Origin of the sequence: Sulfurimonas sp. (assembly GCF_028694895.1) — a bacterium.
Taxonomy (GTDB): Bacteria; Campylobacterota; Campylobacteria; order Campylobacterales; family Sulfurimonadaceae; genus Sulfurimonas.
This window is the reverse complement of record NZ_JAQVKA010000040.1, coordinates 1-14,396: the sequence shown is the minus strand read 5'-3', so window position 1 is coordinate 14,396 and position 14,396 is coordinate 1. Positions and strand designations below refer to the sequence as shown.

13 protein-coding genes are annotated in these 14,396 nt (G+C 34.8%); all 13 read left to right on the top strand.

Translation table 11 applies throughout. The features are described 5' to 3' along the window. On the top strand, positions 1 to 628 hold a 628-nt coding region (locus PHI38_RS06240; protein WP_299853944.1), incomplete at its 5' end, for a class I SAM-dependent methyltransferase. 8 nt (positions 629 to 636) lie between these two features. After that, positions 637 to 1,605 (top strand): LLM class flavin-dependent oxidoreductase, encoded by a 969-nt coding sequence (locus PHI38_RS06235; protein WP_299853941.1) that lies wholly within the window; start codon positions 637 to 639, stop codon positions 1,603 to 1,605. A 110-nt stretch (positions 1,606 to 1,715) separates the two neighbouring features. Next, positions 1,716 to 2,129 carry a TOBE domain-containing protein gene (locus tag PHI38_RS06230; RefSeq protein ID WP_299853939.1) on the top strand — a complete coding sequence of 138 codons (414 nt, stop codon included), beginning with the start codon at positions 1,716 to 1,718 and terminating at the stop codon, positions 2,127 to 2,129. 16 nt (positions 2,130 to 2,145) lie between these two features. Then, on the top strand, positions 2,146 to 4,128 hold the full coding sequence (locus PHI38_RS06225) for a TonB-dependent receptor (protein ID WP_299853937.1): 1,983 nt from the start codon (positions 2,146 to 2,148) through the stop codon (positions 4,126 to 4,128). Positions 4,129 to 4,136: 8 nt separating this feature from the next. After that, the gene (locus PHI38_RS06220; RefSeq protein WP_299853934.1) at positions 4,137 to 4,964 is read left to right on the top strand and encodes a class I SAM-dependent methyltransferase; all 828 of its coding nucleotides are present in this window, start codon (positions 4,137 to 4,139) and stop codon (positions 4,962 to 4,964) included. A gap of 46 nt (positions 4,965 to 5,010) precedes the next feature. Continuing rightward, positions 5,011 to 5,535, top strand: a complete 525-nt coding sequence (locus PHI38_RS06215; RefSeq protein WP_299853931.1) for a hypothetical protein — start codon at positions 5,011 to 5,013, stop codon at positions 5,533 to 5,535. Positions 5,536 to 6,015: 480 nt separating this feature from the next. Further along, positions 6,016 to 7,359 (top strand): transcription termination factor Rho, encoded by a 1,344-nt coding sequence (gene rho / locus PHI38_RS06210; protein WP_299853928.1) that lies wholly within the window; start codon positions 6,016 to 6,018, stop codon positions 7,357 to 7,359. A 3-nt stretch (positions 7,360 to 7,362) separates the two neighbouring features. Then, positions 7,363 to 8,106, top strand: a complete 744-nt coding sequence (gene murI / locus PHI38_RS06205; protein WP_299853926.1) for a glutamate racemase — start codon at positions 7,363 to 7,365, stop codon at positions 8,104 to 8,106. A 21-nt stretch (positions 8,107 to 8,127) separates the two neighbouring features. Next, on the top strand, positions 8,128 to 9,117 hold the full coding sequence (locus PHI38_RS06200) for a hypothetical protein (protein WP_299853924.1): 990 nt from the start codon (positions 8,128 to 8,130) through the stop codon (positions 9,115 to 9,117). Next, positions 9,117 to 9,530 carry a hypothetical protein gene (locus PHI38_RS06195; protein ID WP_299853922.1) on the top strand — a complete coding sequence of 138 codons (414 nt, stop codon included), beginning with the start codon at positions 9,117 to 9,119 and terminating at the stop codon, positions 9,528 to 9,530. The genes PHI38_RS06200 and PHI38_RS06195 overlap by 1 nt, the downstream gene beginning before the upstream one ends. Next, positions 9,530 to 10,585 carry an HD domain-containing phosphohydrolase gene (locus tag PHI38_RS06190; RefSeq protein ID WP_299853920.1) on the top strand — a complete coding sequence of 352 codons (1,056 nt, stop codon included), beginning with the start codon at positions 9,530 to 9,532 and terminating at the stop codon, positions 10,583 to 10,585. The genes PHI38_RS06195 and PHI38_RS06190 overlap by 1 nt, the downstream gene beginning before the upstream one ends. After that, positions 10,578 to 12,620, top strand: a complete 2,043-nt coding sequence (locus tag PHI38_RS06185; RefSeq protein ID WP_299853918.1) for an ATP-binding protein — start codon at positions 10,578 to 10,580, stop codon at positions 12,618 to 12,620. Before PHI38_RS06190 ends, PHI38_RS06185 begins: the two co-directional genes overlap by 8 nt. A gap of 43 nt (positions 12,621 to 12,663) precedes the next feature. Then, entirely contained in the window at positions 12,664 to 14,325 is a 1,662-nt protein-coding gene (locus tag PHI38_RS06180; RefSeq protein ID WP_299853916.1) for a DNA polymerase III subunit gamma/tau, read from the top strand. Positions 14,326 to 14,396: the final 71 nt, after the last annotated feature.

Sequence of the window (14,396 nt, the reverse complement as noted above, 5' to 3'; positions counted from 1 at the left end):
AAAAAAAGAGCATAAAGGCGGAACCAATCCAAGTGTATTTGACCGCATAGTACGAGAAGTATTTGCACCAATTTACCCTGTAATAGCACAGCAGATAAAGCAAAAGGCTGCCCTCTCAAGTGGAAAATGCCTTGATGTTGGATGTGGAACTGGTGCACTTGGGCGTGCAATGGCGCAGATTACAGAGTTACATGTAACTTTTTTTGATCAATCAGATGAGATGCTCTCTCTTGCAAAAGATTACGCAGAGGAAGAAGAAATAACTCATAGAAGTAGCTTTATGTTGGGCGATATCCATAACATTGAGCTTGATAATGACTCTCTTGACATCGTCATCAGCCGTGGTTCTTCACCATTTTGGGATGATTGGAGTAAGGCTTATGGTGAGATACTAAGAGTTTTAAAAGTTGGCGGACACGCTTACATAGGCGGTGGATTTGGAACAAAAGAGCTAAGAGAGCAGATAACAGCTCAAATGAGCAAAGAGAAACCAGACTGGAGAGACTCTTTTAAAGAGAGAGTAAAAACAGAGCGTGAAGCACTACCACAAATATTAAACACATTAAGCCCAACAAAGCACACAATCATAGATGATGAGAGTGGCTGGTGGGTTTTTATAACAAAATAGGAAGAAAATTGAAATTAGGTATTTTTTTATTGAGTGAGAATTTTTATGCAGATGCGCATGAAACTATTTTAAATGATGTCGAGCTAGGTGTTTTAGCTGAAGAGTTAGGCTTTGATGAAGTGTGGTTTGCAGAGCACCATTTTAATGCTTTTAGCGTTATGCCAAATCCATCTTTGATGATGGCTGCGGTTGCCGCAAAGACTTCTCGTATCCGCATAGGAACGGCTGCATTTTTAACTCCGTTTTATAACACTACAAGACTAGCAGAAGAGATAGCTACACTTGACAACCTCTCAAGTGGGCGCATAAACGCAGGGTTTGCCAAAGGTGGATTTGCGCTTGATTTGGAGTATTTTAAAAAAAACTCAGACACTCTAAGAGATGAGCTTTATGAAAATGTGAGAGATATTGAGCAAAAACTCTACAAAGATGAGCAGTTTCAACCAAAACCGCTTCAAGAAAAAATTCCTACATATATAGCAACTTTTGCAACAAAAGAGACAATCGAGTTTGCGGCAAAAAATGGATATGGACTTATGTTTTCTCAAGGTGCAACGCTTGAAGAGTGTGAAGTGGCGCAAGAGAGTTATAAAAGCGTTGCTGGATTTTATCCACAAAGCGTTCTTATGAGAGTCTTTGGGGTTGCAGACACAAAAGCTGAAGCGACAAGTATAGTGCTCCCAGCAACAGACCACTTTGTAAAGTCTATGCGAGCCATAAAAGTAAAAGGTGCTCAACCAGAATTTAACAAAGCAAACTACGATGAACTATTAGCTCAAAGAGAGTCTTTTTTTGATGCCACAACATTTATGAAGGCCGCAATCATTGGAGATAGCAATGAGTGTATAGAGCAAATAAAAGAGATTAAGAAGAGGATAAAAAATCTTCACTTAGTTCTAAAAGTAGCTTCATCTGAAATCGCTACAACAAAAGAGATGCTACGTATTTTTAGCAGAGATATTAAACCAAAAATTTAGAAAGGTAACTATTTCAAAGACAGGAGGATTTTAAAATAAATCTAAAGTGTACTTATAAACAGAAGTTGCTAGAGATACATCTGGCTAAAAATAATTAAAAAGGAAAAAGAATGAAAACAAGTGCAAGAAATGAATTTAGCGGAAAAATTACAGAGATAAAAAGCGGTGGAGTTATGAGTGAAGTGGTAGTAAAAATATCAGATACTATAACTATTTGTGCAACTATCACAAATGATGCAAAAGAGTCTTTAGAGCTTAAAGTTGGCTCAGATGTGTATGCTCTCATCAAATCATCTTTAGTGATTCTCAGTAAAGAAAAACTAAGAGCAACTGCGAGAAATAACATCTTAGCAAAAGTATCAGAAGTTATAAAAGGTGCGGTAAACAGTGAAGTAAAACTAAGTGTTGGCAATAAACATCTTTGCGCAATCGTTACAAATGACGCAGTAGAAGAGCTTCAAATAAAAAAAGGCGATGATGTATATGCAATCTTCAAAGCTTCTAGCGTTATTTTAGTGGCGTAATTAAAGGAATGAAAAAATGAAAAAAAGTATTATATTATTATCTGCAGCGGCTTCTTTTGCTATGGCTGAGGGAAGTTACACACTAGGGGTTGTGAGTGTGCAAAACTCTGCGGAAGACATAAATCCTATAGAGCAAACTATAACCGCAAAAACAATTACTCAAAACAATGAGCGAACAGTTGCAGAGACACTTGATAATGTAAGTGGTCTTAGTATGAGTAATACGGGTGCCAGAAATGAAACGACTGTTAGTATTCGTGGATTTGATGCAAAAAGAATTGGAGTTTTTATAGATGGTATTCCTGTTTATGTTCCTTATGATGGCAACTTTGACTACTCAAGATTTTTAACAAATGATATCTCGCAAATCGACATATCAAAAGGTTACTCTTCTGTTGTATATGGAGGAAATACTATGGGAGGTGTTATAAACATCATCTCTAAAAAGCCCACAAAAGAGCTTGAGGGAAATCTTAGAGCAGAGATGGTTTTAGATAGTGATGGCCAAATGGCAAGACATTTACAGAGCGTTAATGTCGGCTCTAAAGTAGATGGTTTTTATGCGCAACTTGGCGCAACATATAGTAAAAGAGACCATTTTCGCTTAAGTGATGATTACTCTCCTGTTGCAGGTTCTGCGCAACCGCAAGGTGATAGACTCCGCTCAGAGACACAAGATCAGAAAATAAGTCTAAAGGTCGGTTATGTAACAGATGATGCAAGCGAAGTAGCAATAAGTTACTCAAATCAAAAAGGGCAAAAACAGCAGCCACCAAGTATTGATAGCACTTTAGCATCGGTGCGTTATTGGGATTGGCCTTATTGGGATAAAGAGACTATCTCTATTTCAGCTCAGAAGAACTTTGATAACAGCTATATAAAAGCGCTTGCGTACTTTGATAAGAGCAAAAATTCTCTCTACTCTTATGCAGACAATACCTACTCTACTTTTAACGCTTTTGGTTCAACTTTTAAGAGTCGTTATGATGATTATAGCTATGGAGCGCGTCTTGAGTATGCTCTAGAGGCGGGAGAGAACTTTTTAAAACTTGCAGCAAACTATAAAAAAGATGTGCATCGCGGATATGATATCTCAAAGACAATCGACTCAGAAACTATGACTGAACGCTATGAAGACCATACTATCTCTTTGGGTGTTGAAGATAACTACAAGATTACAAAAGAGTTAGAACTTCTTGCAGGTGTGAGCTATGATAGACTTGAAGGTGATGAGATATTTGATACAAACACAGCTTACTTAAATATGTTAACTCTCTCAAGTCAATCATCTATAAATCCTCAAGCAGCACTTATCTATACTCTCAACGATGAGTCAAAAGTAAGAGCGAGCGTGTCTCAAAAGAGTTATATGCCATCTATGAAAGATAGATATTCTCGTAAAATGGGTAGATCAGTTCCTAACGTAGACCTTGATAAAGAGGTAGCTAACCATTATGAACTAAGTTACATATACCAAGCAAACAATATCTCTACAAATGCAAATATATACTACTCTAAAATCAAAGATGCTATTCAAAGTGTAATCTTTGCTCCAAACCCAGCTTTAGAGCAAAACCAAAATGTCGGAGATTTTGAACATAAAGGCGGTGAGTTTGATATAGCTTATAAAAACGATAGTACAAAGGTTGGCGGAAACTATGCCTATGTAGATGTAAAAAACAAAAAAGACTCTAGTATAAAAAGAACGGGTGTGCCAAAACATCAAATCTTTGCTTATGTTGAGCAAAAACTAGGCTCTGGCTTCTCAATATATGCAAATTCAAAGTTTAGAGATGGAGTTTATGAGCAAATTACAAACGGTACTTATGTTGAGATGGCTTCATTTACAACATTTGATACAAAACTTATCTATGCATACATGGACAACTTACAATTTGAAGCAGGTGTAAAAAACCTCACTGATAAATTGATACAATACAACGTAGGGTTCCCTGAAGCTGGGCGTGAATACTTTGCAACTATGAATTATAAATTTTAGGAGAGTGGATGTTTTTAAAAGAAATTGATTTCGCGTTAATGTACAAAGAGCACAAAGAGGCTACTGTTTTTAAAGGTAAAAACAGTAACGACTGGGATAAAAAATCAAAAGAGATGGCTCCAAGGATGCAGAACTCCTCTTATGTTGAGGATTTCATCTCAAGAATGGATATATCTAAAAATGATACGGTTTTAGATATTGGTTGTGGACCTGGGACTTTAGCTATTCCTCTTGCAAAAATGGTAAAAGAGGTTATTGCCATCGACTTCTCTGCTCAGATGCTAGAAGAACTTGAGGCTTATGCTGCAAGAGAAGGCATCACAAACATCAAAACTTACCATATAGGTTGGGATGATGATTGGAGTCATCTTCCACAAGTTGATATCGCCGTTGCCTCAAGAAGTATGGAAGTAAAAGATATAGAAGAAGCACTCAAAAAGATGACTTCTCAAGCGAAAAAAGCTTCTTACTTGACATATAAAACTGGTGGAAGTTTTGTAGATATGGAGATTTTGGACTTCATTGGTAAAAAGATTATCACTAAACCAGACTTTTGGTATATCCCTCTGCTTCTTTACAAAGATGGCTATTTTCCATATATAGACTATATTCCTACAAAAGACGGAAGTGTTCGCTACTCAAATGCCGATGAGTTTGTAACATCACTTATCTGGAGTGTTGGTGCCTTGGATGAGACTCAGCAACAGAGGGCAAGAGAGTACTATAAGCTACATATAAAAGATAGTAGTGCGCCAAAGCCTTCTATGTGGGCATTTGTAGCTTGGAGTAGCGCTAAACAAGAGATGATTGGCTGCAAGCTCGGTTCTTGTAGCTAAAAATATTTAAACATTTGCCGATTTGTAAGTAAATTTAGGAGTTTATATGGACACTTCATACTTACTTAACGCTTACAGATCTCATGATTTAAATATATCTATGAAAACGTCCAGTGGTGATGTTATAAAGATGGATTTTGCAAATGAGAGCGCACTTTCTATGAGCTCTCAAAAAAACTCACAAGGTTCACAAGAGGAGTTTAGCTTCTCATCAATGCAATCTTTTAACTACTCTATAAAATCAAACGGTATAGATGAGCAAGATAAAAAAGAGATAGAAGAGTTTATGAAGATAGCGCAACCTTATATAGACAACTTTTTAAAAGAGTTAAGCGAGGATGCTCCAACCTCCCCTGTTACAAAAATGGCAAAAGATATAGCCTCTATATTTGAGCCAAGTAAACTAAGAGATGAAAACCAAAGCAATCAAATAAAATCAAGCATAGTAGATTTATTTGATAACTCAATAACAAAAATCAAAGCTACTGATGATATATTTTTAGAGATGCAAAAACTGCTAGAGAGAACTCTTAGAGAGTTTGAAGATTTCAACAAAAAACTATACGCTTAGAGTTTTACTAAAATTCAAGAACTTTTAAGAATTATTAGTTTATTATACGTTATATCAATCAAGATATAGCGTATAATAGATATTAAAAACTCTTTAAAAGATAGCAAAAATAAAAAAATTGCTATCTTTTGAGACGTTTGCGCCTCAAATATCTAGTGAGATTTTTTCGCTGCTTTTGTATGCAATGATAAAAAAAACTCTCCTCTCTTTAATCTCTTGTTAAATGCCCAAAACAAGCCCAGATACATAGCAAAAGAGAAATCTCACTAGATAAAAACAGACAACTCACCTACAGATAACTTATAAACTCAAAATTAGCTACAAAAACTCTCCTCTTTAAAATTTTAAATTGTTATCCACTTGACAATGGAAGTTTTATTAGTGTAAAATCACGCCATCAAAATGTTTAAAACACACTTTCCCAATGCACTATAGAAATATCCCACAGTGCAAAATCTAAAAAACTAAGGTAGCTATTTTATGAGCGAAATCGATTCACAACAGCCTCGCAACAACAGTAATAACAAAAACAACACAAAGACAAGAACACACAAACCTGTTAAAGGCGTAAGTGTTGAAGATCTTCGTATAAAGAGTATTGAAGATTTGACAGCTATGGCTGTTGAGCTAAATATTGAGCAACCAAATGAGTTAAAACGTCAGGACCTTATATTTGAGATACTAAAAGCTCAGACTGAACAAGGCGGATTTATCCTCTTTAGTGGCATCTTAGAGATTATGCAAGATGGTTATGGTTTCATCCGCTCAATTGACAAAAGTTTTGATGAAAGTATAAATGATGCTTATGTCTCTAACACTCAAATCAAACGCTTTGCTCTTCGTAATGGAGACGTGGTAACTGGACAAGTTAGACCTCCAAAAGAGCAAGAGAGATACTACGCACTAATCAAAATAGAAGCCGTAAACGGTCTTCCTCCTGAAGAGAGTAAAAAAAGACCTCTCTTTGAAAACCTCACTCCACTTTATGCAACAGAACAGATAAAATTAGAATATAGAGAAAAAGGGTTAACTGGTCGTATGATGGACCTTTTTGCTCCTATTGGTAAAGGACAGCGTGGACTTATCGTGGCCCCTCCAAGAAGCGGTAAAACTGAGCTTTTAAAAGAGATTGCTCATGGTATCACTCACAATCATCCAGAGATAGATTTGATGGTTTTACTTGTTGATGAGAGACCTGAAGAGGTAACTGACATGGAGAGAAGCGTTAAGGGTGAAGTTTATAGCTCTACTTTTGATATGCCTGCAAAAAACCATGTTAAAGTTGCTGAGATGGTAATAGAAAAAGCAAAAAGACGTGTTGAGCTTGGTAAAAATGTTGTGATTTTACTTGACTCTATTACTCGCCTTGCACGTGCTTATAATACCGTTACACCTTCAAGTGGAAAAGTTCTCTCAGGTGGAGTTGATGCAAACGCTCTTCATAAACCAAAGAGATTCTTTGGAGCTGCTCGTAATATTGAGAATGGTGGAAGTTTAACTATCATAGCAACTGCTCTTGTAGATACAGGAAGTAGAATGGATGAAGTTATCTTTGAAGAGTTCAAAGGTACTGGTAACTCTGAGGTAATCCTCGATAGAAAGATAGCAGATAGAAGAATCTTCCCAGCTATGGATATCCTAAAATCTGGAACAAGAAAAGATGAACTTCTAATCGGTCCTGAAGTTTTACAAAAAGTGTTTATTTTACGTCAAATGATTCATAAACAAGATAATGAGATAGAAGCACTAAAATTTGTCTATAGCACAATGGGCAAAAAACCTACAAATGCAGAATTTTTAGAAAGTATGAATACAAATCAATAGCCCATGCGTGTAGGTGTATTTGATAGCGGAATCGGCGGACTAACAGTCGTAAAATCTCTCTTAGAGAACAAACTCTTTGAAGAGATTATCTACTATGGCGATACAGCTCGTGTGCCTTATGGTATAAAAGATAAATCAACTATCATCCGTTACGCTATAGAGGCAGTTGAGTTTTTTAAAGACTTTAACCTTGACCTTATCATCGTTGCATGTAACACTGTAAGTGCGCATGCACTTAGCGAGATGAGAGAAGTATCTTCATGCCCTGTTATAGGCGTTGTAGAGGCTGGCATCTTAGCAACCTCAAATGCATTAAGCGATAAAAATTCAAATATACTAATCCTTGGAACAAAAGCAACTATCAACTCAAAAGCTTATGAAATCGGCTTAAATGCTGAGGGTTTTAAAAACTTACAAGCTAAAGCAACTGGGCTCTTTGTGCCTCTTGTTGAAGAAGGTATTTATAGCGGCGATATATTAGAAGCTACATTTAGACACTATTTTGACTCTCTTAAAAAACCTGATGCCGTTATCTTAGGATGTACACATTTTCCACTTATTACAGATGCTCTCGAGGGTTATTTTAACAAAGATACTATCTTTATCCACTCTGGAGATGCAATAGTTCAGCAGTTAGAAAAAGATTTTAATTTTAAAGAAAAATTTAGTAGTACAAAGCTAGAATTTTTTGCATCAGAAAACCCAGAAGCGTTAAAAGCAATAGGAAAAGAGTGGCTTAACATATAAAATTCTAAAAGGAACTCTTACATGCGTTATATTATTCTTGCTTTTATATTTATACTTTCTCTCCAAGGAGATGAAGAGTATCAATTGGGAAAAGGTACGCAAGTAGGTTCATTACCATTTTACGTAGGTGGCTACTTTTCACTTGATTATAAACATACAGACGACATAGATAGATACAGAGTTGATGATATAGCTATTTTAGGTTACGGTAATTATGAAAAATTCTCTTATATGGCTGAGTTTGAATTTAAAGAGTATTATGTAAAAACATATGAAAACGGCGTAAAGACAACAGAAAAAGATAATAAGCTATATACTGAGAGACTGTATTTAGATTATAACTTAGACGAGAACTATATGTTTAGAGTTGGTAAATATAACTCTCCTATAGGTTTTTGGAACCTTCTTCCTATAAATGTACTACGCGAAACAACATCAAATCCAATAACTTCATCAATAATCTTTCCAAAATTTACAACTGGTTTAGGCTCTTCATATCTCTCTTATGGAGAGGGCGAATTAAAAATAGACGCTATCTTGCAACACAATGATGGCATCGACGCTGAGTATAACAACTACAAGATAGACAGACATTACGGTTTTGGTATCTCTTATTCAATAGATGATTATACTTTTAAATTAAACAGTGGTTATTTTAACAATCTTACTGATAATAGAGTTAATGAAGACCTTTACTATATGCTTTTATCTGCAAAATATGAGTCTGAAAAATATCAATTTTTAACTGAAGTTGGTTCACAAAAATCTAAAAGCCAATACACTACAGATTATGCACTCTATGTTCAAGGTTTATACCGATTTACAGAGCAGCATATAGGAGTGATAAGAGTTGAATCTTATGAGCAGAGCATAAATCCGACCTCTGATGATATGTTGATTTTTGGATATACATATAGACCACTTTATCCAATTGCAATTAAATCTGAATATCAGTTTCACTCAAAAAGTTCTCAAAATCAGTTTTTATTTTCATTTTCGGTACTCTTTTGATGAAAACAGTTATAAGAACTATATTATTGCTCCTTATTATCAACTCTTTATCATTTGCGAGCGAGTATGCAATAATCTCAAACATAAAAATGAAAGAGCTCTCAGAGGCGCAAATAAAAGCCATATATTTGAAAAAAATAACTGTTGTTAATGACATAAGCGTAGTCCCTGTAAATCTCGGAGCGATGGACTCATTAAGATTAAAATTTGAAAATAAGATACTTGACATGAGTTTTGAGAGATTAAAGTCATACTGGACAAAAGAACACTATCTTGGCAAAAGACCGCCTCTTAGCATGCAATCTGCCCAAAGCGTTAAAGCTTTTGTTAAAAATGTTGAAGGCGCTGTAGGTTACGTTAACGCAGAAATTGTAGACAGTGATGTAAAAGTTTTATATAGATGGAGCGAATAATGAATACTGTATTGTTATGTGATGATGAACTTATGAACAGAAAAGTTGCCTCCAAGATATTAATCAAAGAGGGCTTTAACGTCATAGAAGCACAAAATGGCAAAGAGGCTATAGATATTTTAAATAATAGCAGAGTAGATCTAATTTTAATGGATTTAATGATGCCTGTTATGGATGGGTATGAAGCAACTTCCATAATAAAAAACGATGATAGATTTTTAGCTATTCCTCTTATTATAGTCTCTGCTCTCTCAGATAAAGAAGCTATTACTAAGGGCTTAAAACTTGGCGCAAACGAGTATTTAACAAAGCCTTATGACATTATTGAATTTATCCTTAGAGTAAAAAATGCCATCAAACTTGGTGCATATCAAAACATGCTCAAAGATCATAAAAAAATCTTAGAGATAGAAGTTTCTAAAAAAACAAAAGAGTTACAAGATGCACTTCTAGAAGTGCAAAAAAGTGAACGCGATATCATTTCAATCTTGGGTAAAACTGCTGAGTTTAGAGATAATGAAACCTCAGCGCATACTCTAAGAGTTGGGGAAATGTCAGCACTAATCGCCAAAAAGTTTGGGTGGAGTGATGAAGATGTAGAGCTTATAAGACTAGCGGCACCTATGCATGATATGGGAAAGGTCGGTATCTCAGATAACATTCTTTTAAAAACGGGTAAACTTGATGATGAAGAGTTTGAGATAATGAAGCAGCACTCTATTATAGGGTATTCGATACTTTCGCAAAAAGAGACTCCACTTTTAAAACTAGCAGCAGAGATAGCACTTACTCATCATGAAAAATATAATGCAAAAGGATATCCAAATGCCATTGGCGGCGATGACATCCCTCTTAGCGGTGCAATTGTTGCTGTTGTAGATGTATTTGATGCTCTTCTTAGCGAGAGACCTTATAAAAAAGCTTTTACTTTAGAAAAAACTCTTGAGATTATTCAAAGTGAGTCAGGTTCTCATTTTCATCCAAAAGTTGTTGAGCTTTTTATGAGTAGTTTGGATGAGATTATAAGCATAAGAGTAAAGCTCCAAGATGCTTGATTTATTTAGAAAGTCACTACGAAATAAACTTCTTTTTATTTTTATCATCATAGGATTTTTACCATTTCTTACACTTTTGGTATATACACTTTTTTTGAGTGAATCCAAAATAGTAAATAAAATAATTATAGAGCAGCTTGATAGAACTAAAGTTGTTATAAAACTAATAGATAATCATTTAAACGCTCTGAGTAAAGAGGTCATATTTTTAAGTTCTCTTGATTTGATGGATGACCTCTTAGCAGAAGATATAGATAAAAGAGTATCAAGACTTTTAACACAAAAAGAAGACGATTTAAATCTTGATATCTCTTTTATGGCGGTATCACTAGACTCCACAATCATCGCATCTTCAGATAAAAATAATACTCTTAAAAAACAGGATATTGAAAAATTACATGGTGATAAATACGGAACTTTCATAGAAGATAAAAATTTATATATATTTTCATCTATATATGCCTCTTTTGAAAAAGAGAAAAAAATTGGATACTTGATTTTAAAATACAATCTTCAAAATCTAGATTTATATCTAACCCATCATAAAACAACGTATTCTTATATTGTAAACCATGCAAATGACACTATTATAGGCGAAGATATACCTTTAAAAATAGATTTTAATAATCAAACAAAGAGCATAATAAACAGCGACTATGTTGTCGTTTATGAGAGACTCTCCTCTTTTTTAGATAATTGGCATATTGTTTATGCGGTTGATAAAAGTGTTGCACTCGAATTTTTATATGATTTTGTTAAATTCATGCTCTACATATCGTTTGTAATTTTCATATTTATTTTATATCTCTCTATAAAACAAGCAAAAGAGATAGTAAAACCTATCGAAGAGCTCACAAGAGTAGTAAACAATATTACAAAAAGTCATAACTACTCATCAAGATTAGAAATCACTTCACAAGATGAGATAGCCACGCTCACACACTCTTTTAATGATATGCTCCAAACTACATCTTCTGCACTTAAAAAGCTCGAGGATGAGAACAAATTAAGACTCAAAAGATTTACACAATTAATCAATGTTTTCAATACTATTATTCAAACAAAAAGTGAAGATGATTGTATAGAAGTTTCCATTGAGGAGATAAAAAAACTAACAAATAAAGATGAGTTGTATTTTCAAAAAAATCAAACTATACTCACTGATAAAGAGTACACAAATATTTATGTTAGCGATTTTGAAAATAATAAAAAAATCTACTTTGGTTCTATTGAACTAGGCGTAAATAAATTTGAAGATAAAAATGAACAAGATTTTTACAACTCAATAGCTTCAATGATTACTCTTCAGCTTGACAAGATTAGACTTATACAAAGAACAACTTCGGCTTCAAAAGCAAAATCTGCATTTATCTCAAATATGTCACATGAGCTCAGAACTCCTCTAAATGCCATTATAGGTTTTGCGCAGTACATGATAGAGTATGAAGAGCTAAATGAAGACCAAAAAGAGACAATGGCAAACATTGAATCCTCAGCACAATATCTTCTTGGCATGATAAATGAGATTTTGGACATTGCTAAAATAGAAGCTGGTAAAATGGAAGCACATCTTGAGAGTGCGAACATTTTAAGCATCGTACAGAGCAGTTATAACATGCTCTCTCCCCTAGCAAAAGAGAAAAAATTAAAGTTTGACTTTATCTATGATAATTTTGAAAATAAAGAGTATAAAACAGATCCTAAAATGTTTAAACAAATCATAGTAAATCTTATCTCCAATGCTATCAAGTTTACACAAGAAGGCACAATAAGACTAGAGCTATATAATGATAATAAAAATATTTATGTAGGCGTGAAAGACAGTGGTATTGGGATATCTAAAGATGATATGAAGCATCTATTTAATGACTTTACGCAACTACAAAATGTTATGCAAAAGAGTCATAAAGGCACAGGATTAGGACTTTCATTAAGCAAAAAAATGGCAAATATATTAGGAGGCGATATTACTCTTGAGAGTGATGGAGCGGATATGGGAACTCTTTGTATATTTTCGCTTAAAATCAAAATTTAACCCACAAAATGCTAAAATCCTCTATCTAAAGTGGAGCGTTTATATGAGAGAGAGTTCAGAAGTATTAGCTAGAAAATATAGACCGATAAATTTTGATGAACTTATCGGTCAGGAGAGCATCTCTCAAACTCTCTCACTAGCTCTTGATGCAAATAGACTCTCTCACGCCTATCTCTTCTCAGGACTTCGCGGAAGCGGAAAAACCTCTACTGCACGTATCTTTGCAAAAGCTCTTATCTGTGAAAAAGGTATCTCGCATAAGCCTTGCGGAGTTTGTGAAAATTGTATATTAGCGCTTGAGAATCGCCATATCGACATTGTAGAGATGGACGGCGCATCTTCAAGAAAGATTGATGATATCAGAGATTTGATAGAGCAGACAAAGTACAAACCAACAACTGCAAGGTTTAAAATCTTTATTATAGATGAAGTTCACATGTTAACAAAAGAGGCGTTTAATGCTCTACTAAAAACCCTTGAAGAGCCACCTTCTTATGTAAAGTTTATACTAGCTACTACCGATCCACTTAAACTTCCAGCTACCATCCTTAGCCGTACTCAACACTTTAGGTTTAAATCTATCGCGACAAATAAGATAGCAGACCACCTCGCTCATATACTAAACTTAGAGGGGATAAAATATGAGCCAGAGGCTCTTGATATCATCGCAAGAAGTGGTAGTGGAAGTCTTAGAGACACTTTAACACTTCTTGATCAAGCCATTATCTACTCTAAAAACTATGTGGATGTTCGCACAGTTACAGATATGCTAGGGCTCGTTGATCCAAAGTTTATAGAAGAATTATTTAGTGCTGTTTTTGCAAAAGATTATGCAAAAATTGTAGAGTTTGTAAAGAGTCTTGAAGATTATGAAGCTCAGATGGTTGTTGATGAGCTAATAGCCTTTTTAAAAGAGCGTATGTACGCCTCAGACGCACTTTACTCAACACTTGTACTTGATAGATTCTTTAGAGTACTAAGCGATGCAAAATATCTCTTTAGTATAAACGCTGATGGCTCTTTTGTGCTATCTTTGATATTTTTTAAAATGGTTGAGGCTCTTCGCATAAAAGAGGTTGACCAGATGATAGAGTCACTTCAAAAAGAGGTTTATAGACCAACCATCTCATGCGCTCCAAGTGTAGATTTACCTCAAAATATGAGTGCTCAAAACATACCACAAAATATGCCTAATGCGCCAGAAACTATCCAAACTCAGTCAAAAAATCAAAATGCAGAATTTGATGAGTTGATTTTAAAAATCAGAGATAGAAACTATGAGCTTGGAGAGTGTTTTGCAAGAAGTATCTCATTTATCTCTTATGATGGCGTAACGCTTACATGGGAGAGTTGTGCGGATGAAGAGTGTAAAAAAGTATTGACGCATGGTTATGGGGTCGTAAAACAACTCGTGCGTGAAATATTTGGTTTTGCAACTAAAATCAAACATGAAGCTTGTACAAAAGAAGAAGATACTCCATATACACAAGAGCCAAAACAGACAATCCAAGAGCCTATGATAGATGAACCCTCTTCTATGATTGAAGAGGCAGAGTTTGGCGGAAGTGCTAGTTGTGTAACGAATTGTCAAAGTTCTGATTCTTCACGTGAGATAGATGGTGCAGATATAAAAGATGAGCCTATGGTTCAAAAAGCCATAGATCTCTTTGAAGCCAAAAAGATAACAATCCAGTCTAAAATCTAACTCTTTAACATTGGCTCAATACTAAAACTAAACGTTGAGCCTTGTCCAAACTTTGACTCTATCTCAAGAGA